This window comes from Streptomyces sp. Pv4-95 (assembly GCF_045782725.1).
Lineage (GTDB): Bacteria > Actinomycetota > Actinomycetes > Streptomycetales > Streptomycetaceae > Streptomyces.
Genome location: NZ_CP127172.1, coordinates 1638635 through 1658611, shown reverse-complemented (window position 1 = coordinate 1658611; position 19977 = coordinate 1638635). Strand labels below are relative to the sequence as shown.

The following is a 19977-nucleotide window of genomic DNA, read 5'->3' as shown; positions in this document are numbered from 1 at the left end:
GCGTACGCCATTCGGTGACCGTCCCGGCCGTGAGGGAATGATTCAGGACCGTCACTCGTTGTCACGATCATGAAGGCGATCATCACCAACAGCTATGGCGGACCCGAGGTCCTCGAATACACCGACCAGCCGGACCCGAAGGTGGCTCCCGACGCGGTCCTGGTCCGGGTGAAGGCGGCCGGCGTCAATCCCGTGGACTGGAAGATCGTCGCGGGCTATCTGGACGCGTTGATGCACATGCACTTCCCCCTCATCCCCGGCTGGGACGTCTCGGGCGTGGTCGAGGCGGTCGGCGTTGACGCCACCGAGTACGCCGTCGGCGACGAGGTCATGGGCTACGTCCGCAAGGACGAGGTCCAGCACGGCACCTTCGCGGAACTGGTCTCCGCGCCGGTCCGCACCCTCGCGCGCAAGCCGGCCTCGCTCAACTGGCAGCAGGCGGCGGGCCTGCCGCTCGCCGGGCTCACCGCCTATCAGGCGCTCAAGCGGGTCGGTACCCGGCAGGGCGAGACGGTCCTGGTGCACGCCGCCGCGGGCGGCGTCGGCTCGCTCGCGGTGCAGATCGCGGTGGCCCAGGGAGCCCGCGTCATCGGCACGGCCAGTGAACGCAACCACGAGTTCCTGCGCTCCCTCGGCGCCGAGCCGGTGACCTACGGCGACGGCCTCGCCGGGCGGGTGCGGGAGCTGGCTCCCGAAGGGGTGGACGTGGCGGTCGACTTCGTCGGCGGCGGTGCCGTGGACGTCTCGCAGGAGGTCCTCAAGGACCGCACCCGGGTGGTGTCCGTCGCGGACGGCGAGGTCAAGGCGAAGGGCGGGCACATGGTGTGGGTGCGCCCCGACAGCGCGGATCTGACCGCGCTCGGCGACCTCGCGGAGGCCGGCAAGCTCACCGTGCCGGTCGACGCGACGTTCCCGCTGTCCGAGGCCGCGGAGGCATTCCGCCGCAGTATGGCGGGCCGCACCCGCGGCAAGATCGTCCTGGACGTGTCCTGATCACGGGCCCGTGGGCCCACGGTTGCCGAGAGGCAGGCGACGCGGGCGACCCGGCCGCTTGAGGAGAGCGGCCGAGTCGCGCGGCGATCCACTGCGCCCGGCGACGGCACGTGGGCGCACCGCCGGGGGAGTCGTTCAGGCGTCCTGCCGCCGGTCGACGTACTCGAAGACCGAACCGTCAGGGTGGCGGGCCACCAGGTTGCGGCCGATGGGGGTGGACAGCGGGCCCGCGATGATGTCGGCGCCGACCGCCGACAGATCGGCGACCGCCTCGTCCACATCCTTGACGGCGAGAGTCGCCGTGATCTTCCGCAGTACCGACAACTCCGCCTCGGGGCCGCTCATCAGGAAGAAGCACCCCACGGCCGCGACCGCGACGCCGCCGCGCTGGAAGCGGACCGCCTCGGCGCCGGTCAGCCGTTCGTAGACGCCGACCGCGGCTTCGAGATCGCTGACGCACACCCGCAATGAGGTCCCCAGAATGTCCATACGGGCAAGCCTAGTTGGCGTGCCTCGGGGAGCGCGATCACTTGGACATGATCAGACCGTCCTTCGCCGCGCCCCGGGAGAACACGATGTCCCGGATGCTGTCGCGGGCCGCGGAGTAGTCGGTGCGGCCGGGCTCCCGGGCCAGGGCGTCGGGGAGGTTCACCACCCGGAATCGGTCCTTCAGGTCGGTGAGCTGGGGTATGAACTCGGCCTTGCGGACGGGCCAGCGGTCCCCGGTCCTGGCCGGGCGGGCGAAGGTGAAGCGGGCCATCGAACTCTGGTTGCCGCGCCCGTCGACCACGTCCGGCGGGTTGTACATGTAGCCCGCCAGCTGGTCGCCCATGCCGTAGACGACCCAGGTGCCGTTGACCTTCTCGTAGGCCTGCGGGACATGTGCGTGGGTGCCGAGGATCAGGTCGATGTCGGGCCGTCCCGCGCTGCGGGAGGCGGTCAGGGCGCGCGCCAGGGTGCGCTGCTGTTCGTCGGGCTCCTGCTGCCATTCCGTGCCCCAGTGGACGCTGACCACGACGACATCCGCACCGGCCGCACGGGCGGACCGGGCATCGGCGATGATCTTCTTCCGGTCGATCAGATTGACCGCCCACGGCTGTCCTTGGGGCAGCGGTATGCCGTTGGTGGCGTAGGTGTAGGAGAGCTGCGCGACCTTGGCGGGGCCGGCCCACATCAGGGATATCCGATGGGCTTCGGCGGCGGAGCGGGCCGAGCCCGCGTGACGCAGCCCTGCGGCGTCCATCGCGCCGAGCGTGCGCCGCACCCCGTCCGCACCGTCGTCGAGGGTGTGGTTGGAGGCGGTGGAGCAGGAGTCGTAGCCGGTGTGCTTGAGGGCGGCGGCGACCTGCGGCGGAGACTTGAAGGCGGGGTAGCCGGTGAACGGCCCGCCGTCCTTGCCGTACACCGTCTCCATATGGCATATCGCCAGGTCGGCGCGGCTGACCACGGGCCTGACCCCGGCGAGCATGGGGCGGAAGTCGTGGCCGTCGCCGCCGGCGTCCGTGTGGGACTGCTTGATTATCTCGGTGTGCGGGAGGACGTCCCCGGTGGCCAGAAGAGTGAAGCCGGGCCCTCTCGCGGCCCGGGCGAGATGCGGCGGGGCCGGGTCGGAGGAGCGTGCGGGACCGGCGGACTGCTGCGTTCCGCAGCCCGCCGCGAGCAGGGTGAGTGCCGCCATCGCGGCCAGTCGCTGTGGAGTCACGACTGACCTATACCGGGATAAATAGGATTATATGCCGAGCGGGGGAGAGGGTTGCGCCGTCAGTTGGACAGCGCGCACCCCTTCCGCCCTGAAGTGGCTACGGCGGTGGCCGCACAGCTTCAGACGCGGCACAGGATCTCGCCGTGCAGTACCGCGAACCAGCCGTCCTCCTGGGCGGCCCACTCGCGCCACGAACGGGCGATCCGGTCCAGCTCGTCCGGTGTGGCGTGGCCGCCGTCCACCGCGTTCCGCGCGTAGGACGAGGCGACCGTGCGGTCCGCCCACAGCTCGCCCCACCAGGAGCGTTCCTCGGGGGTGCGGTAGCACCAGGTGCCGGTGGTCACGGTGACCGCGGCAGGGTCGAAACCTGCCTGGCGGGCCCAGGCGTGCAGCCGGCGTCCGGCGTCCGGCTCGCCGCCGTTGGCGCGGGCCACCCGCAGATACAGCTGCTGCCAGTCCGCCATCCCCTCGACCTCCGGATACCAGGTCATGGCCGAGTAGTCCGCATCGCGGACGGCGACGATTCCGCCGGGTTTGGTGACGCGGCGCATCTCGCGCAGCGCCTGCACGGGGTCGCCCACGTGCTGCAGGACCTGATGGGCGTGTGTCACGCAGAAGGAGTTGTCCGGGAAGTCCAGTGCGTGGACGTCCCCGACCGCGAAGCGGACATTGTCGACTCCGTGCGCGTCGGCGGTGGCGCGCGCCTGCTCCAGCACGGCGGGGGCGTGCTCCAGTCCGGTGACCTGTCCGTCCGGTACCAGCGCGGCCAGGTCGGCGGTGATGGTACCGGGGCCGCAGCCGATGTCCAGGATCTGCATGTGCGGCAGGAGCGAATCCAGCAGGTATGCGGCCGAGTTGGCGGCGGTGCGCCAGGTGTGTGAGCGCAGTACGGACTCGTGGTGGCCGTGTGTGTAGACGGCGGATTCCTGCGACATGGCCGACTCCTTCGCGTTCCCGGGAGCGGCGGACGGCGTGCGTGAGGACACGCCGCCGACCGCCGCTCGGCGTGCGCGGGGGCCTACCGGGCACGCCTTTCGGTGTGGTGCTCACACCGTACGCCGGGATCTCGCATTATGAGAGTCGGATCTCACCATTCGGGCAGGAGGCGGTAGACCGTCAGCGCCTCGTTCTGCTTCTCCAGAGTCAACCGGGTTGGTGCGGAGCCCACTTCACCGTCGAAGGCGAGGTCCGTGCCCGGGGGCAGATCCTCGATCCGCAATCCGCGCAGCCGGGCCTCGCTGAGCACCGGGGAGTGCCGCGGGGTGCCCATCAGCGCCGCGGCCAGCAGCCTGGTGCGGGCCAGCCGGCCGCCGTGCACCACCCGCACGTCGAGCACCCCGTCCGCCAGGTCGTGCCGGCGCACCGGCGCGAGGCCGAGACCCCGGTACTGGCAGTTGCCGACGAACAGCATCCATACGGCGCGCCGCTTGCCGTTCACCTGCATCGTGAGCGGCTCCGCGGTGCGCAGCACCTCCCAGGCGGCGAGCACGCCGGCCGGCCAGGCGCCGATGCGGCCCGCCCATTTCTCCCGGATCCGCACCAGTTCCGGATAGGCGCCGATCGAGAAGGTGTTGAGAAAGATCTGCGCCTCGCGGTGCGGGCCGGCGCGGAATCGCGCCACGTCCACCGCGACCGCCTCGCCCGTCTCCACGGCGCGCGCCGCGTCGCCGTAGGTCTCGATCCCCAGGTCGTAGGCGAAGTGGTTGTGGGTGCCGCCGGGCAGCACCGCCAGCGGGAGCCCGTGCCGCAGCGCGACCGCCGCCGCGGCGTTGATGGTGCCGTCCCCACCGAGCACACCCAGGGCGCCGTTCAGCTGCCTGGCCCGATCCGCGGCGTCCTCGAGGAGCTTCTCCAGCGGCTGCGCGTCCGGCCCGCCGCACTCGCGCACCTCGGCCTTCGGCAGCACCCCGTGCACCTCCTGGGCGCGGTCGGGGCGCGGGCCGCCACGCTGCCCCGAGCCCGAATTCGCCACCACGACCAGGCCGCGCCCCTCGGGCAGTGCGGGGGCGTCCGCCCGCGGCCGGGCGGGCGGCGCCAGCTGCGCACGGGTGGGGGCCAGGCCGCGCACCGCGAACGCCGCACCGGCTCCAAGAGCCGCACCTGCCAGCACATCGCCCGGATAGTGGACGCCCGTGTAGACGCGGGAGAACGCCACCGACGCGGCGACCGGTGCCAGCGCCAGGCCCCACCACTTGTTCTCGAAGGCGACACCGGTGGCGAAGGCGACCGCCGATGCCGAGTGTCCGGAGGGGAAGGAGGAGGTGAAGGGCTGGCGGCCGAGCTGCCGTATGACGGGCACGGTGTGCAGCAGCGGCCGGTCACGCCGTACGGAGCGCTTGCCGAAGGTGTTCACCGTCGCCGATGCCACCGCCAGTGAGGCCACCCCGCGCAGAGCGGCCCGGCGGGCGGGCCGGCCGCCGAGCGCGGCGGCGCCGGCCGCGATGCCGAACCACAGCAGTCCGTGGTTGGCGCTGCGGGTCAGCCTGGGCAGCACCCGCTGGGCGCCGGGCCACTCGCGCGAGGCGACCCGTTCGAAGGTCCGCCGGTCGAGGTTGGTCAGAAGCGTTCGCATGCGCCACCTTGTACCCCAGCCGGGGCGCCGCAGGCCATGAAAGCGCCGCTCGCGGCGTCGTCTGTCTCACACCGGCGGGCTTCCCCGGCCCGGACGGGGGCGGAAACCGGGTGACGGGTCCGGCCCGGCCGTGCTTGCATGCCCCGGTGATCAGGAGACGTGACGACGGCGACCTCGACGCCCTGGTGGCCGTCCTGGCCGAGGTGCACACCCACAGCGGCTACCCGCACCACTGGCCCGCCGATCCGGCGAGCTGGCTGACCCCGGGAGACCTGACCGCCGCCTGGGTCGCCGAGGCGGACGGTGCGATCGTCGGCCACGCGGCGCTCTGCGGACGGGAGATCAGCCGGCTGTACGTCGCCCCGGCGGCCCGGGGGCACTGCCTGGGCAGGAGCCTTCTGCGCGGCGTCGAACAGGAAGCGGCGGCGCGCGGGCTGCGGCCCGTCCTGGATGTGAAGACCACCGACACCTCGGCCATCGCCCTCTACGAGCGGCAGGGCTGGGTCCGCCGGGCCACCGAGCGGCAGGACTGGGGAGCGGGGGAGACCGTCGAGGTCCACCGGTACGAAGCGCCGGACCGCGCGGCCCCGGACGGCTGACCCCTGGGGCCCCTGAGGCGTCCGGTGGCGCCCCGCGACTGTTCCCGTCCGGGGCCCGCCGGCTGTCGTACGCGCGAGCGAACGGTTGCCCCATACGGCCCCGGCCCTCCGCCGTGGCGCCCGGCGCCACCCCCGGCTGACGTGTCGCCCCCCACCGCCACGGCCCCGATCTGCAAAGGTGGACGGGGCCCGTCCCTCATACGAGGGCCCACGATCGACCTGCCGTCGTGGAGTGTGGAGGTACGGATGCAGCGGACCGTCCATGATCCGCAGCGGGAGCCGGACCCGGACCCGCCGGTGGGCCTGCCGGTCCTTCCGGACCTCGCCGCGCATCTCTCCGCTGCCGCCGGCCGCACCGAACCCGAACCCCCCGGCGGCGCCCTGCCGCTGCGTACTGCCGGCTGCGGCTACTGGGAACGCCGCGGCCTGGTAACCGCCCCCGACCACGTGCTCGCCGCCCCGGGGGCGCCGACCATGCTCCTCGCGTTGTTCGCCGCGGCGGGCGGCGCCGTGGTGCTGCCGCGGCCCTGCTCGCAGTGGTACGCGCCGCCCGCCCGGCTGCTGGGCAGGCCGGTGCACCTCGCGCCCGTGCCCGCCGAATCCGGCGGCGTGCCCGACCCGTTCGCGCTGCTGGAGACCGTACGGCGGGCCCGGATGCACGGCGACAGCCCCCGTGTCCTGGTGCTCTCCGTCGCCGACGATCCGACCGGCACCTGCCCGCCGCCCGAGCAGCTGCACGAGGTCTGCGAGGCGGCGGCCGAGGAGGGATTGTGGGTCATCAGTGACGAGTCGCGCCGCGACCTGCTGCACGATCCGCACGACACGGTCGTGCTCAGCCCCGCCGAGATGCTGCCCGCCGAGGTCGTGGTGCTGACCGACCTGCGGGCCACCCTCGTGCCCGCGTCCTGGCCCGCGGCGCTGGCCCGGTTCCCGGCCACCGACAGCGGCGCCGCGCTGCGGACGGCGGCGCACCACGCACTGTCCGGCCTCGGCGGCACGCTGGCCGGCCCGATCGCCTGCGCCGTCACCCACGCGCTCGGCGAACCCGAGCCCGTACGCACCAGGACCGCCACCGCCGCCCGGGTGTACGGCACGCTGACCGCGGCGCTCCACCGGGCCCTCGCCGACGCCGGCGCCGTGTGCCGTCCTCCGCACGCCGGCAGCCATGTGTACGCCGAACTCGACCCGCTGCGCCCGCCCCTGGCCGCTCGCGGCATCACCGATTCCGTGGCACTGGAGCGGGAGTTGGCGCCCTGGGCGGGCCGCGGAGGCCACCGGTTCGGGGACGACCCGGGCGCCCTGCGGGTGCGGCTGGGAGCCGAGGCGCTCCTCGGTGCGGACATGGACCTGCGGCAACGTGCTCTGGACGCGGCTGACCCCCTGCGACTACCGCATGTCGAGCAGACGTTGACCTCCCTGTCCCGCGCCCTGGCCGGGCTCGCGGCCCCGGAGGGCTGAGCACCCGCGGCCCGCCGCGGCACGCATCAGCCCAGCCCCAGCCCGTTCCGTATCAGCCCTGGTGCCCACCGAATTGGAGCCGTCGATGACCGAACAGACCGAGCGCTCCAGCGCGGGTTCCACACCGGGCGAGAGCCGCCCGGCCGTCGAACGGAGCGCGCTGGACGGTCCTTCCGGGGAAATGCGGCCTGCGGCCGCGGTGGCAGCGGCCGATACGGCAGCCGCGGCCGACGGCGGTACGGGCGCGAGCGGCCTGGACGCCGAGGCCACCGCGACGGCCGTCGGCTTCGAGATGACGCACGGTGTCGAGACGCCGCACGGTGTCGAGGGCGTGCGCCACGGCGGGCCGGTGCACCTCGTCGAGCCCACGCTACCCGCCGAGGGCGTGGCAGGTCCGGCCACCGCGTACCCGCCTGCGGGCCCCGCCGCCCCGGTCCTCCCGCCGCCGTTGCCCGAGCCCCGCCCTCTGGGGGAGCCCCGCAGCTGGCCGCGCGACTTCACCGACCGGCTGACGGCACCGCTGCCAGGCGTCCGCGCGCTCGCCAGGATCGCCCGGGAGGGCAAGCTGCGGCCGGCCCCCGAAGCGCTCCGCCAGATCACCGAACTCCCCTTCGCACCTGGTTCGTTGCCGGCCGCCGGCCCCACGACCGTCGCTCTCACCTGGGCCGGGCACGCCAGTTGGGTCATCAGGATCGGCGGCCTGACCGTCCTGACCGACCCGGTCTGGTCCCGCAAGATCCTCGGCACCCCGGCCAGGGTCACCCCTGTCGGCGTCCGCTGGGAGGATCTGCCACCCGTCGACGCGGTCGTCATCAGCCACAACCACTACGACCATCTCGACGCCCCGACGCTGAAACGCCTGCCGCGCGAGACCCCGCTCCTGCTCCCCGCCGGACTGGCCCCCTGGGCAAGGCGGCGCGGTTTCACCCAGGTCACCGACCTCGACTGGTGGGAGGGCGTCGAACTGCCCGCCCCCGGGGGCGCCGTACGCGCCGACTTCGTCCCGGCACACCACTGGAGCAAACGGACCCTCACCGACACCTGCCGCTCCCTGTGGGGCGGTTGGGTGCTCACCGCGCCCGACGGACGGCGGATCCACTTCGCCGGGGACACCGGCTACGGCCACTGGTTCGAGCAGATCGGCCACCGCTACCCGGGCATCGATCTGGCGCTGCTGCCCATCGGCGCCTACGACCCGCGCTGGATGCTGCGACCGGTGCACACCGACCCGGAGGAGGCCGTCCGGGCGTGCCAGGACCTCGGCGCCCGGAGCCTGGTGCCGATGCACTGGTCGACGTTCCTGCTCTCCGCCGAGCCGCCGCTGGAACCGCTGCACCGCGTGCGTGCCGCGTGGGCCGCCACCGGCCGTGCCAGGGAAGACCTTTGGGACCTGCCGGTGGGCGGGTCGCGGGTCCTCGACGAGCGCTGATGATGTCGCCGACCTGCGGAAGTTCCTCAGTCCGAGGTGCCGTCGCGGTGCCCGCTGTGTCTGTCCGGCCCGTCCGCCGGCCTGACGCGCCGCCAGAGCGCCGGCCCCGCGCCGAGCGCGAGCGTGAGGCCGACGGCCGCGGCCACGCCCTCCCAGGGCTCGCTGAACAGTGAGCCGCCCAGCAGGCCGATGAGCTGGTACGTCGCCGCCCAGGCCAGACAGGCCGGGATGTCACCCCGGACGAACCGCCGCAGCGGCATCGCGGACAGCAGACACGCGAGCATGACCGGAATCCGCCCCGCCGGGACCAGCCGCGACAGCACCAGCACCAGCACGCCGTGCTCCTGAAGCCGGTGCCGGGCCTGGGCGAGCCGCTCCGGCGCGGCGCGGGCGCGGAGCCGCTCCAGCCAGCGGGAGCCGTTGGCGGAGTGGACGCCGCGCTGCCCGAGCCAGTACAGCCCGATGTCGCCGAGCAGCGCGGCGCTCGCCGCCACACCGAAGACGATCAGCAGGGAGAACGGCGAGGTGTGGTGGAAGGCCACCACCGCCGCCGAACTGACCAGCGCGCCGGTCGGCACCACCGGCACCAACGACCCCAGCACCACCAGCAGAAACAGCGACGGATAGGTCACCGCCTGCTGCGTGGACTCCGGCGGCACACTCCGCGCCAGGTCACCGAGGAGCGTCATCGGGCGACCACCGGCCGAATGCGTTCGCCGTGACCGAGGCGGTGCACCCGTACCTCCGGAGCGACCAGAGCGCTCTGCCGCTCGAACTCCTGGCCCGGCGAGTGGAATTCGTGCGGCCGTACAGCGTCCATCCCGATCGGCCAGTACGTGCCGTAGTGCACCGGGACGGCGCTGCACGGCGCCAGTCGGGCCGCCGCCTCCGCCGCGCGCCGCGCGTTCAGATGGCCGTGACCGAGGAACGGGCCCCAGCCGCCCACCGGAAGCAGTGCCACCTCGCACGCCCCGACCTCGTCGGCCATCTCGTCGAACAGCCCGGTGTCCCCGGCGAAGTACGTCCGGGCCGCGCCCTGCACGACATAGCCGAGCGCGGGCACCCGCTGCGGTCCGTAGGGCAGCCGCCGCCCGTCGTGCGCCGCGCGCACCGCCCGCACCGTCACCGGCCCGGCCACGACCTCCTCACCGGGCAGCACCTCGGTGACCCGCAGGTGCCGTTCGGCGGCCACCCGCCGCAGACCCGCCACCGCCGCCATCGCCCCGCGCGGCACCACCAGCCGGGTACCGGGGGAGAGACGGGCGAGCGACGCCGGGTGCAGGTGGTCGGCATGCAGATGGGAGACCACGACCAGATCCGCCCGCGCGGCCTCCGGTGGGGGCAGGGCGCCGCGCCGGCGCCGCAGATGTGCCAGCCGGCGCACGAACAGCGGGTCGGTCAGCACCCGCACCCCGGAGTCCTCGACCGTCACGGTGGCGTGCCCCCACCAGGTGACCTCCACCGCCATCGATGACCTCCCGTCTGCTCCGTTCTCTCCCGATCCTCCACCATGCACCCGGAAACGGTGGCCGGGCGCCCGAACCGCTCGCGGAGCACCAGCGGTGGCCGCTCGTCGCTCCGGCGGTCTGTGACACGCTGGCCGCACGCCCGCGCAGCCGGCGTGGGCCGAGCGTGTGAGGTGGCAGGACGTGCGGACAGCGAGGTGGCGGAGCCTGAGCGGCGCGCTGCTGCGGGTGCTCGCCGTCTGGGCGGTCTCCAGCCTCACCCTGCTCGTCCTCGCCGCGCTGCTGCCCGACTTCCGGCTGCAGTCCCCGGGTGGCGACAGCCTCACCCGCACCGCCGCCACCGCCGCTCTCGGCGCCGGCGCGTTCGGCCTGCTCAGCGCACTGGTCTGGCCGCTGCTCGTGCGGGCCCTGCTGCTGGTGCCCGCCCTCGTGCTCGGGCTGCTGGTCTTCTTCCTCAACGGCTCCCTCCTGCTGCTCGCGCTCGGCCTGATCCCCGAGGGACGCGGGCAGGCCGCGCCGGAGACCGCCGTGATCGTCGCGGCGGTGATGTCCGCGACCTCCTCCGCGACGTCCGCCTTCCTCGCGGTACGCAACGACGCGGCCTACCGCCGGCGGCTGGTGCGGCTCGCCGGGCGCCGCCTACGCCGAGCCGGCCCGGCCCGCCGCCCGCGGACCCCCGGCACGGTCTTCCTCCAGCTCGACGGCCTGGGCCACGACCTGCTGCGCGAGGCCATCAGCGGCGACCGGCCGCTGATGGAGACCGTCGCCCGCTGGGCCGGCAGCAGTCACCGCCTCACCCCGTGGCGCACCGACTGGTCCAGCCAGACCGGCGCCAGCCAGCTCGCCATCCTGCACGGCAGCAACGACGACCTGCCCGCCTTCCGCTGGTACGAGAAGGAGACCGGCCAACTCCTCGTCTGCAACAGGCCCACCGGCGCCGCCGAACTCCAGCGGCGCGCCGTCGAGCGCACCGGGTACGGCGGCCTGCTCGCCTACGACGGCGCCAGCCGCGGCAACCTCTTCAGCGGCGGCGCCGACCAGGTCGCCCTGGTGATGTCGGTGGCGGCCCGCCGGGGCAGGCACAACCGCTCCCGGGCCGGCTACTTCGCGTACTTCTCCGACCCGGCCAACGCCACCCGCACCGCCGTCTCCTTCGTCGCCGAGGTGGTCCGCGAGATCGTCCAGTCGCTGCGCACCCGCTTCCGCCATGAGCGGCCCAGGGTCAAGCGCGGCGGCCTCTACCCCGTCATCCGGGCCTTCGCGACCGTCGTCGAACGCGATGTCGTGGTGGCCGCCGTCGTCGGTGACATGCTCGCCGGCCGCAGCGCGGTCTACGCCGACCTCGTCGCCTACGACGAGGTCGCGCACCACTCCGGGCCGGGCCACCGCGACACCCACCAGGTGCTGCGCAGCCTCGACCGGTCGATCGCGCTGATCGGCGCCGCCGCCCGGTACGCGCCGCGCCCGTACCGCATCGTGCTGCTCTCCGACCACGGGCAGAGCCACGGCGCGACCTTCCTGGAGTGCTACGGGCTGAGCCTGGGCGACCTCGTACGCGCAGGGTGCGGGCTGCCGGTGTCACGGCGCGTGGGGCGCACGCCGAGCGGCGCCGAGGCCAGGGAGGCGGCGCGCGCCGCCCTGCACCGGCCGGAGGAGACCGAGGGGCACAGCTCCTCCCGCCCGGTCGTGCTGGCCTCCGGGAATCTGGGGCTGGTGTCCTTCCCCGACGTGCCCGGCCGGATCACCCGGGAGGAACTGGAACGCCGCCACCCCGCGCTGCTCCCCACCCTCGCCAACCACCCCGGGATCGGCTTCGTCCTCGTGCGTTCCGCGCAGCACGGAGCGGTGGTGCTCGGCCCCGCGGGCACCGAACACCACCTCGACACCGGGCACATCGTCGGCGCCGATCCACTGGCGCCGTTCGGGGAGGGGGCGGCCGAAGCGGTGCGCCGCACCGACCGCTTCCGCCACACCGCCGACCTCATGGTCAACTCCGCCCACGATCCGGTGACCGGGTCGGTGCACGCCTTCGAGGAGCAGATCGGCTCGCACGGCGGCCTGGGCGGCGCCCAGAGCCACCCGTTCCTGCTCTGGCCGCTGGAGCTGACCGCGCCGACCGCCGACGGGGAGCCGCTGGTCGGCGCGGAGCACGTCCACCGGGTGCTGCGGCGCTGGCTGGTGGAGGCCGACGGGCCGCAGCTGCCGGTCACGACCGGCACGGACACGCCACGGCCGGGCAGGGCATCCTCGGCGGACGGCCGCAGGTCACGGGCCATGCCGGCGGAACACGGACAACAGCCCCAGGTCACCGAGGGTGAGGACGAACTGCGGCGCGCGGTGGGTCCACCCGAAGGTTTTTCACCCGAGGGCCACACTCCGCAGGACAAAACCCGCTGATTTGGGCCGACGCCCGCCGTTCGCCGACGATAATCAACCGCCCGGCAATCCCGGGTGCACCGCGCACGACGAGAGGCCACCACGCCATGCACGACCGGCACACCCGCCGCTTCGGTCTCGGAACCGCCACCGCCCTGGTGATGGGCAACATCATCGGCGGCGGCATCTTCCTGCTGCCCGCCTCGGTGGCCCCCTTCGGCACCGTCAGCCTGGTCGCCTTCGGCGTGCTGACGATCGGCGCCCTCGCTCTCGCCCTGGTCTTCGGACGGCTCGCCGAGCGGCACCCGGACACCGGTGGGCCCTACGTCTACGCGCGCGAGGCGTTCGGCGACTTCGCCGGCTTCCTCTCCGCCTGGTCCTACTGGACCATGACCTGGGTCAGCAACGCGGCGCTCGCGGTCGCCGCGGTCGGCTACGTCCACGTCCTCGTCCCCGGACACGAGTCCGGCGGCATCGACCTCGTGGTGGCGCTGTGCGCACTGTGGCTGCCGGCTCTCGCGAACTTCGCGGGCACCCGCTACGTCGGCGCCGTCCAGATGGTCTCCACCGTCCTGAAGTTCGTCCCGCTGCTCTTCATCGCCGTCGTCGGCCTGTTCTTCTTCGACCCGGACAACCTCGGCTCCTTCCACGAGGGCGGCGGCAGCGCGGTCGGCGGGATGTCCGCGGCGGCCGCGATACTGCTCTACAGCTACGTCGGGGTGGAGTCCGCCGCGATGAGCGCGGGCGAGGTCCGTGACCCGGAGCGCAACGTCGGCCGCGCCACCGTCCTGGGCACCATCGGCGCCGCCGTCGTCTACCTGCTCGGCACCCTCGCCGTGTTCGGCACCGTCTCCCACGACAAGCTGGTGGCGTCCAAGGCGCCGTTCTCGGACGCGGTGAACGCGATGTTCGGCGGACAGTGGGGCGGCACCCTCGTCGCCGGCGCGGCGGTCATCTCGATCGTCGGCGCGCTCAACGGCTGGACGCTGATGAGTGCCCAGTCCCCGTACGCCGCCGCCAAGGACGGCCTGTTCCCGGCCGCCTTCCTGACCAAGCGGCGCGGCGTGCCGACCTTCGGCGTCCTGACGGCCGCCCTGCTGGCCACCGCCCTGACGGTGATCAACTACCTGGCAGGCACCGGTGGCGTCTTCGAGATCCTGGTGCTGATCACCACCTTCTCGGCCACCGTCCCGTATCTGCTCGCGGCCGGCGCCCAGATCTACTTCCTGCTGTCCGGCCGCCGCGACCGGGTCCGCCCGGCCCGCTTCGCCCGCGACCTGACCCTGGCGCTGGCCGCGTTCGGCTTCACCTTCTGGCTCGTCGCGGGCGCCGGCTACGCCGCCATCTACCAGGGCGTGCTGTTCCTCTTCGCCGGAATCCTGGTCTACGTGTGGATGGCGGCCCGACGCACGGGCCGGCAGCCGGCGGCGACCGGGGCTCCCGGGACCGCCGACGTGGCGGTGGACGGGTCCGACGACGCGATCCCCGACGAGTCCGGTCGGCCCGAGCAGCCCGCGGCGCCCAACGCCGTGGCTGCCGCGTCGGTCGAGGGTTCGCCGACGGGCACGGACGCCCGGTAGGCGCCGCCCCCTCGGGGCGAGCGGACGGCGGGACGGGACAGTCCACCGACCGGCCATTCCCGCTGCCCCGCGTTCCTTGCCATTACCTCTCGCGTAATCGACCACCGCTCCCCGCCCCGGCAGGGTGAGGGCATCGGTTCACGGGCCGGCGCACTCCGGCCCGTGAATCGGTTTCCGTCAGCCGTCCCCTCCGGACATCCAAGGAGCGTGTCATGACACCGCACGAGCAGCAGGCAGGCCGTCCGACTCCCGAACCGTCCCGCTACGCGGACGCCGTCGCGCGGTACTTCGAGGCGTGGAACGCGACCGGCGAGGACGCCCTCGGCAAGGCGGTCGCCGGGGCCTTCACCGAGGAGGGGCGGTACACCGATCCGCTGGCGGACGTGGCCGGCCACGAGGGGATCGCGGCGGTGATCGCGGGCGCGCACGAGCAGTTCCCGGGGTTCGTCTTCCGGCCGTTGGGCGACGTCGAGGGCCATCACGACATCGCACGCTTCGGCTGGGAACTGGTCGCGGTCGCGGACGGCAGCGCGCCGGTCGCGGGCTTCGATGTGGTGCGGCTGGCCGAGGACGGCCGGATCCGCTCCGTTCTCGGATTCCTCGACCGGGTACCGGCAGCCTGAGCCCCACGGGCCGGTGGGCAGCGCGAGCCGCCGGGCGCTCCTACAGCGACCAGGTACGGAGCGCGGCGGCTGTCTGCGGATCGGCCGGGAGGAAGGTTTCCACCGCGAGTTCGGAGACCGTGACATCCATGGGGGTGTTGAAGGTCGCGAGGGTGGAGATGAAGGACAGCACCGCGCCCCGGTGCTCGATCCTCAGGGGGAGCGCGAACGGCGGGTGCTCCCCGAGGTCCGCGTCCTCCCGGCCGCCGTCGGGCAGTGGATAGCCGCGCACCTCGTCGTGGAGCGCCCGCAGCGGCGCGGAGCGCAGCAGGGCGAGCTGCCGCTCCATCTGCGCGAAGAGGTGCGCGCGCCATTCCAGGAAATTGCGGATACGCGGTGCCAGTCCTCGCGGGTGGAGGGTGATCCGCATGGCGTTCAGCGGCGGACGCAGCAAGGACGGGTCGACGCCTTCCAGGAGCACGGTGATTCCCCGGTTCGCGGCCTGCACGTCGTAGGTACCGTCCATCACCAGCGCGGGGAACGGCTCGTAGGCGGTCAGCATCCGTTCCATGCCCGTGCGCAGGGCTTCCATCGACGGGTCGTCCATGGGGGTCTCGGGGAACCGTGGCGCGTAACCGGCCGCGACCAGCAGGGCGTTGCGCTCGCGGACCGGGACGTCGAGGTGTTCGGCGAGCCGGAGCACCAGGTCCGCGCTGGGCCGGGAGCGGCCCGTCTCGATGAAGCTGATGTGCCGCGCCGAGGAGTCGGCGCGCAGTGCCAGCTCCAGCTGGCTGATCCGGCGGCGATCGCGCCATGCGCGCAACAGGGCTCCCACGCCCGTGGTCTTCGTGGAGAGCGCCGCGGCAGTCGTCATGGGAGGGACCGTACTGGACGGCGCCTCGCCGGGACGCGCGCGGTGCGCCTCTGCCGGCGTCGTCCCTCGTGTCCCGTCGCGACGGGCCTGCCGGCGTGCCAGGCTGAAGGTGCCGCAGGAGCTGCGGCAGTCACCGGCACACAGCGGAGAGGCGAGCGCCATGACAGCTCAAGGGCAACCGCTCGGCGAAGAGGAGATCCAGGAGCGTCTGGCGCAGCTGCCGGGCTGGTCCGTCGAGGACGACCTGCTGCGCCGCAGCTACTCCTTCGACGAGAACTTCGCGGCTGCCGCGGCGCTGCTGCATGTCGCGGCGATCCAGGAGGAGCTGGGCCATCACGCCGTTCTCACGCTCAGCTACCGCCGGCTGCGCGTGGCGGTGAACACGCACAGCGCGGGCGGCCGGGTCACCGACCTCGACTTCGACCTCGCGCGCCGCGTCGAGAAGGTCGCCCCGGGCCACGGCGCGCACTGACCGCGGGCGGGTGCCGGGACGTGCCCGCCGCCGCGCGCCGGGCCGCCGTCAGCGGTTCTCCGGAAGCTCCATGGGACGCCTCGCGCGGGCCAGTTCGGCGTTGAACTGGGCGCCGGACAGCAGCGACAGGTGGGAGAACCACAGCCAGATCAGGAAGACCACCGGGCCCGCGAGCGAACCGTAGAGCCGGTTGAAGGTGCCCACGTACGAGGCGTAGATCGCGAAGCCCGCCGAGGACACCAGCCACATCAGCACGGAGACCAGTCCGCCGGGAGCCGCCCGCCGCACACCGCGGGAGCGGGGCGGCCCGGACCGGAAGAGCACCATCACCAGCACGATGGCGAGCAGCAGCAACAGGGGCCACTTCAGAATGTTCCACGTGGCCTCGCCCGCCGTGCCCAGTCCGAGTGCCCGGCCGAGGGCGCTGGCGATCGGCCCGCTCACCAGCAGCGCCACCGCGCTGATGATCAGCAGGGCCATGAGCAGCAGCGCCGTCGCCAGGATGCGCGGCGCCTTGCGCCACGGCGGGCGGTCGTCCTTCGTACGGTGCATGGCGTGCAGGGCCCGGCGGAACACCGCGAGATAGCTGCACGACGACCACAGGGCGCTGATCATGGCGCCGCCCACCACCACCCACGCCGCGGCGCGCTGATGCGCCATGGTCACCAGCGCCCGGCGCACGGTCGGCCCGGAGTCGGCCGGGGCGAGGGAGGTCAGGTGGTTGATGAGCTGCTCGGTGGCCGGGGGATCGGCCAGCCCGATCAGCGACACCGTGACGATCAGCGCGGGCAGCAGCGCCAGGACCGAGTAGTAGGTCAGGCTCGCCGCCCAGTCCGTCACATCGTCGTTCCAGACGGACACCGGTGTACGGCGCAGTGCGGTGCGGCACTGGGCCCAGGTGGGCAGGCTCGAAGGCGGCGTGTCGGGCTGCTCGGGTCCGTCGGGCCGGGTGGCGTCAGCGGACACGAAGGTCTCCCGGAGCGAGGGTGCGCAGCCGCGGCTCTTCGACCGGCCGGTTCGGCCCGGAGCAGTGCCGCGCTCCCGCCGACGCCGGCTCACGGCGCGCCGGCAGGCCGCGGGCGGGCGCCCGGCCCGCCCGCGCTGCCGGTCCCGTCGGAGCCGGCCGCGTCCGGCCCGGCCCGCGGCGCACACCGCTCCCACCCATGTCCACTTCGTCCTCTCCTGCGAGCCGGATACCGCGACCGGCTCATCTCCCCGCGCTCAAGGGTGGCGTGCCCTGCGCTCCGTGCCGTGGGCGTACGGCGGTGGTGCCGTCGGTACGCCCTCGCTGTCGGCCGTCAGGCCGCTACCGCCATCATCCCTTGCGCCGGAGCCCCGCTCGCGCTCCCCCCTCCCGTGCCCCTCGGCTCCCGGGTCTCCGCGCCGGAGCGCGTGTCACGGCGCGGGGCACACGAGCGGCGCGATGCGTACGACCAACCGCGGCGGGCGGGAGAGGCCCAGCCGGTCCCGGTGGGCTGCCAGGGCGGCGACCAGGGTCTCGCGGGCCTCGGCGGGGTCACCGAAGGCCAGTACCGCCCGTACGACTGCGCGCCGGCGGTGCACGCGCACGCGGACGCCGGCCACTCCGGGGACCCGCAGGGCCGTGTCGCGCAGCACGCTGCCGACGCCGCGCCGGTCCAGCGACGCGCGCACCCCGGGAATCAACGGGCCCCTCGTCAGCTCCCGGTGAGTGCCGGGTATGAGTGCCGTGACCACCATGGCCGCCCCGGCCAGCGCGAGGAGCGCGACGCCGCCGATCGCCCAGCCGTCCGTCGCCAGGAGCGCGAGGTGCCCGGTCCACGTGCTGATCCAGGCCGGCAGCTCACGCGACAGCAGAACGGCCGCGGCAGGTCCGAGCAGTACCGCACAGCCCAGCAGCCCGAGGCCCACCGGCCACGCCGTGGAGCGCCCGCGCTCCACCCCTCGCCTGCCGGGCTCCGCCCTCTGCCCGCTGCTCCTACGCCACATCGCCGCCCGCCTCCGTCGTCGTCTTCCTCGCCAACCGCCGCTTCACGTGTCCCACCGTCCCACGGTCCCGCCGTATCGCCGACCGATCTCCCGGATCGGCACGGTTCGCGCGGCCGCATGATGCCGGATGGTATGGGGTGACCGCGTTCCGGCCGCATGGCGGGGAGGCGAGAACCGCGGCCGGCCGGGCCGCCGGCGTGCGCCCGCGTCGCCGCGAGGCGGCGGGAGTATCTGCCCTCGCACCGCCCCGGTAAACGGCATCGGACACCTCGCCGCACGCCGTCCTCCGGCGCGCCCGCACCGGCGCCCCGGAGGCACTCCCTCCGTATCCCGCCCGCGGAGGTGCGCGACCGCGTCCGACATGACCGGCTCGCCCCTTTCCCGCTGGTGGAGGCGTCGGTCGGAGGCCGATCTTCCGGACCGGGCCAATCCCTTCGCCCGTCGGCTCCGAATAGCGGGTGAAGGGCGGTGCACCGGGTGCCGCTCACCGGCGTGAGGAGGGCGAGGGATGCGGCAGCGCAGCGTCGCCGTGATCGGCAGTGGAGTGGCGGGACTGACCGCCGCGTACGTCCTGAGCACCGCACGCGACGTCACGCTCTACGAGGCGGACGGCCGGCTCGGCGGGCACGCCCACACTCACGACGTCCGCGCCCCCGACGGCCGGGTGGTGCCCGTCGACAGCGGCTTCATCGTGCACAACCGCCGCACCTACCCCCACCTGCTGCGCCTCTTCGACGAGTTGGACGTGCCGACGCAGGAGTCGGAGATGAGCATGTCCGTGCGGTGCGAGGGCTGCGGGCTGGAGTACGCGGGCGCCCGCGGTCCCGCCGGGCTGTTCGCCCGGCCGGGCAACGCGCTGCGCCCGCGCTATCTGCGGATGCTGACCGAGGTGGTCGCCTTCCGCCGTGCGGCACGCGCGCTGCTGGCCGCCGGGGCGGCGGCGGACGCCGGCGGCGGTGCGCGGGTGGGCGCCGCGGCGCCCGGACCTGCCGCGGACGAGGGCGCCGGCGTGGCCCCGGAGCCGCAGGCGGACCCCGAACTCACTCTCGGCGAGTTCCTGCGGCGCGGCCGGTTCTCCGCGTACTTCACCGCCCACTACATGACCCCGCTGGTCTCCGCGGTCTGGTCCTGCGGCCCGGCCACCGCCCTGCGCTACCCTGCCCGGTACCTGTTCCGCTTCCTCGACCACCACGGCATGCTGGCCGTCGGCGGCTCGCCCACCTGGCGCACCGTCACCGGCGGCTCGCGCACCTATGTCGACCGGGTCGCCAAGCAGCTGCATGCCGTCCGGACGGGCACACCCGTGCGGGCCGTGCGCCGGGCGGCCGGGGGCGGTGTCGAGGTCGTCGCGGCGGACGGCGGCGTCGACCGCCACGGGGCCGCCGTGATCGCCGTGCACCCCGACCAGGCGCTGCGGCTGCTGCCCGACGCCACCGACACCGAGCGCGAGGTGCTCGGCGCCTTCGGCTACTCCCGCAATCCCACGCTCCTGCACACCGACACCGCGCCCCTGCCGCGCCGTCGGGGCGCCGCCGCCTCCTGGAACTACCTGATGCCGTCGTGTTCCGCGGACGCCGGCCAGGTGCTGGTCAGCTACCACATGAACCGGCTGCAGCGGCTGGACGCGGCCGAGGACTACGTCGTCACCCTCAACGCGGCCGAGCGGGTGGACCCGGCGAAGGTGCTGGCCCGCATGGTCTACGAACACCCCGTGTTCACCCCGGAATCGGTGGCGGCCCAGGCGCGCCTGCCGGCCCTGGACGACACCGTCATCGCCTTCGCCGGCGCGTATCACGGCTGGGGATTCCACGAGGACGGCGCCCGCTCCGGGGTGGCGGCCGCGGCCAGGCTGGGGGTGCGGTGGTGAGCCCCGGGAGGTCCGGGAC

18 protein-coding genes are annotated in these 19977 nt (G+C 73.9%); 9 read left to right on the top strand and 9 right to left on the bottom strand.

Translation table 11 applies throughout. The features are described from left to right. The first annotated feature begins 69 nt into the window (after window positions 1-69). Complete coding sequence (locus tag QOM21_RS07510) at window positions 70-993, top strand: NADP-dependent oxidoreductase (RefSeq protein WP_407548960.1); 924 nt, start codon at window positions 70-72, stop codon at window positions 991-993. A gap of 135 nt (window positions 994-1128) precedes the next feature. Here the strand turns inward: QOM21_RS07510 and QOM21_RS07505 are convergent, their stop codons facing one another. From QOM21_RS07505 to QOM21_RS07490, 4 genes are all read right to left on the bottom strand, one after another. Next, window positions 1129-1482, bottom strand: coding sequence for a VOC family protein (locus QOM21_RS07505; RefSeq protein ID WP_398555066.1), 354 nt, complete (start codon window positions 1480-1482; stop codon window positions 1129-1131). A 37-nt stretch (window positions 1483-1519) separates the two neighbouring features. Then, entirely contained in the window at window positions 1520-2695 is a 1176-nt protein-coding gene (locus tag QOM21_RS07500) for a CapA family protein (protein WP_407548959.1), read from the bottom strand. Window positions 2696-2814: 119 nt separating this feature from the next. Next, window positions 2815-3630 carry a class I SAM-dependent methyltransferase gene (locus QOM21_RS07495; protein ID WP_407548958.1) on the bottom strand — a complete coding sequence of 272 codons (816 nt, stop codon included), beginning with the start codon at window positions 3628-3630 and terminating at the stop codon, window positions 2815-2817. A 152-nt stretch (window positions 3631-3782) separates the two neighbouring features. Further along, a complete protein-coding gene (locus QOM21_RS07490) occupies window positions 3783-5267 on the bottom strand; it encodes a bifunctional phosphatase PAP2/diacylglycerol kinase family protein (RefSeq protein WP_407548957.1) in 1485 nt (494 codons plus the stop codon). Between the two features lie 146 nt (window positions 5268-5413). On the opposite strand from QOM21_RS07490, the gene QOM21_RS07485 reads away from it, so the two are divergent. From QOM21_RS07485 to QOM21_RS07475, 3 genes are all read left to right on the top strand, one after another. Beyond that, window positions 5414-5866 carry a GNAT family N-acetyltransferase gene (locus QOM21_RS07485; RefSeq protein WP_407548956.1) on the top strand — a complete coding sequence of 151 codons (453 nt, stop codon included), beginning with the start codon at window positions 5414-5416 and terminating at the stop codon, window positions 5864-5866. A gap of 246 nt (window positions 5867-6112) precedes the next feature. Then, window positions 6113-7324, top strand: a complete 1212-nt coding sequence (locus tag QOM21_RS07480; RefSeq protein WP_407548955.1) for an aminotransferase class I/II-fold pyridoxal phosphate-dependent enzyme — start codon at window positions 6113-6115, stop codon at window positions 7322-7324. Between the two features lie 385 nt (window positions 7325-7709). Next, window positions 7710-8753 carry an MBL fold metallo-hydrolase gene (locus tag QOM21_RS07475; protein ID WP_407555601.1) on the top strand — a complete coding sequence of 348 codons (1044 nt, stop codon included), beginning with the start codon at window positions 7710-7712 and terminating at the stop codon, window positions 8751-8753. Between the two features lie 26 nt (window positions 8754-8779). Here QOM21_RS07475 and QOM21_RS07470 read toward each other — a convergent pair whose 3' ends face one another. Further along, a complete protein-coding gene (locus QOM21_RS07470; protein WP_407548954.1) occupies window positions 8780-9442 on the bottom strand; it encodes a DedA family protein in 663 nt (220 codons plus the stop codon). Then, window positions 9439-10221, bottom strand: coding sequence for an MBL fold metallo-hydrolase (locus QOM21_RS07465; RefSeq protein ID WP_407548953.1), 783 nt, complete (start codon window positions 10219-10221; stop codon window positions 9439-9441). Before QOM21_RS07465 ends, QOM21_RS07470 begins: the two co-directional genes overlap by 4 nt. Window positions 10222-10402: 181 nt before the next feature. Here QOM21_RS07465 and QOM21_RS07460 point away from each other — a divergent pair, with 181 nt between their 5' ends. The 3 genes from QOM21_RS07460 to QOM21_RS07450 all read left to right on the top strand — a co-directional run bounded on the left by QOM21_RS07460 (window position 10403) and on the right by QOM21_RS07450 (window position 14798). Continuing rightward, a complete protein-coding gene (locus tag QOM21_RS07460) occupies window positions 10403-12616 on the top strand; it encodes a phage holin family protein (RefSeq protein WP_407548952.1) in 2214 nt (737 codons plus the stop codon). A gap of 86 nt (window positions 12617-12702) precedes the next feature. Next, complete coding sequence (locus QOM21_RS07455; RefSeq protein ID WP_407548951.1) at window positions 12703-14175, top strand: amino acid permease; 1473 nt, start codon at window positions 12703-12705, stop codon at window positions 14173-14175. A 212-nt stretch (window positions 14176-14387) separates the two neighbouring features. Further along, entirely contained in the window at window positions 14388-14798 is a 411-nt protein-coding gene (locus tag QOM21_RS07450; protein ID WP_407548950.1) for a nuclear transport factor 2 family protein, read from the top strand. Between the two features lie 40 nt (window positions 14799-14838). Here the strand turns inward: QOM21_RS07450 and QOM21_RS07445 are convergent, their stop codons facing one another. Further along, window positions 14839-15651, bottom strand: coding sequence for a helix-turn-helix domain-containing protein (locus QOM21_RS07445; RefSeq protein ID WP_407548949.1), 813 nt, complete (start codon window positions 15649-15651; stop codon window positions 14839-14841). A gap of 160 nt (window positions 15652-15811) precedes the next feature. On the opposite strand from QOM21_RS07445, the gene QOM21_RS07440 reads away from it, so the two are divergent. Next, window positions 15812-16123 carry a 4a-hydroxytetrahydrobiopterin dehydratase gene (locus tag QOM21_RS07440; RefSeq protein WP_407548948.1) on the top strand — a complete coding sequence of 104 codons (312 nt, stop codon included), beginning with the start codon at window positions 15812-15814 and terminating at the stop codon, window positions 16121-16123. Between the two features lie 48 nt (window positions 16124-16171). Here QOM21_RS07440 and QOM21_RS07435 read toward each other — a convergent pair whose 3' ends face one another. Beyond that, window positions 16172-17089 carry a YihY/virulence factor BrkB family protein gene (locus QOM21_RS07435; RefSeq protein ID WP_407548947.1) on the bottom strand — a complete coding sequence of 306 codons (918 nt, stop codon included), beginning with the start codon at window positions 17087-17089 and terminating at the stop codon, window positions 16172-16174. 429 nt (window positions 17090-17518) lie between these two features. After that, window positions 17519-18043 (bottom strand): DUF6286 domain-containing protein, encoded by a 525-nt coding sequence (locus tag QOM21_RS07430; RefSeq protein ID WP_407548946.1) that lies wholly within the window; start codon window positions 18041-18043, stop codon window positions 17519-17521. Window positions 18044-18599: 556 nt separating this feature from the next. On the opposite strand from QOM21_RS07430, the gene QOM21_RS07425 reads away from it, so the two are divergent. Then, the gene (locus tag QOM21_RS07425; protein WP_407548945.1) at window positions 18600-19958 is read left to right on the top strand and encodes an NAD(P)/FAD-dependent oxidoreductase; all 1359 of its coding nucleotides are present in this window, start codon (window positions 18600-18602) and stop codon (window positions 19956-19958) included. Window positions 19959-19977: the final 19 nt, after the last annotated feature.

Bases quoted from the DNA above. Each gene is read 5' to 3' on its own strand.
- QOM21_RS07490 (WP_407548957.1), bottom strand. From the start codon at position 5,267: ATGCGAACGCTTCTGACCAACCTCGACCGGCGGACCTTCGAACGGGTC.
- QOM21_RS07495 (WP_407548958.1), bottom strand. From the start codon at position 3,630: ATGTCGCAGGAATCCGCCGTCTACACACACGGCCACCACGAGTCCGTA.
- QOM21_RS07480 (WP_407548955.1), top strand. From the start codon at position 6,113: ATGCAGCGGACCGTCCATGATCCGCAGCGGGAGCCGGACCCGGACCCG.
- QOM21_RS07450 (WP_407548950.1), top strand. From the start codon at position 14,388: ATGACACCGCACGAGCAGCAGGCAGGCCGTCCGACTCCCGAACCGTCC.
- QOM21_RS07510 (WP_407548960.1), top strand. From the start codon at position 70: ATGAAGGCGATCATCACCAACAGCTATGGCGGACCCGAGGTCCTCGAA.
- QOM21_RS07465 (WP_407548953.1), bottom strand. From the start codon at position 10,221: ATGGCGGTGGAGGTCACCTGGTGGGGGCACGCCACCGTGACGGTCGAG.
- QOM21_RS07440 (WP_407548948.1), top strand. From the start codon at position 15,812: ATGACAGCTCAAGGGCAACCGCTCGGCGAAGAGGAGATCCAGGAGCGT.
- QOM21_RS07445 (WP_407548949.1), bottom strand. From the start codon at position 15,651: ATGACGACTGCCGCGGCGCTCTCCACGAAGACCACGGGCGTGGGAGCC.
- QOM21_RS07455 (WP_407548951.1), top strand. From the start codon at position 12,703: ATGCACGACCGGCACACCCGCCGCTTCGGTCTCGGAACCGCCACCGCC.
- QOM21_RS07470 (WP_407548954.1), bottom strand. From the start codon at position 9,442: ATGACGCTCCTCGGTGACCTGGCGCGGAGTGTGCCGCCGGAGTCCACG.
- QOM21_RS07505 (WP_398555066.1), bottom strand. From the start codon at position 1,482: ATGGACATTCTGGGGACCTCATTGCGGGTGTGCGTCAGCGATCTCGAA.
- QOM21_RS07425 (WP_407548945.1), top strand. From the start codon at position 18,600: ATGCGGCAGCGCAGCGTCGCCGTGATCGGCAGTGGAGTGGCGGGACTG.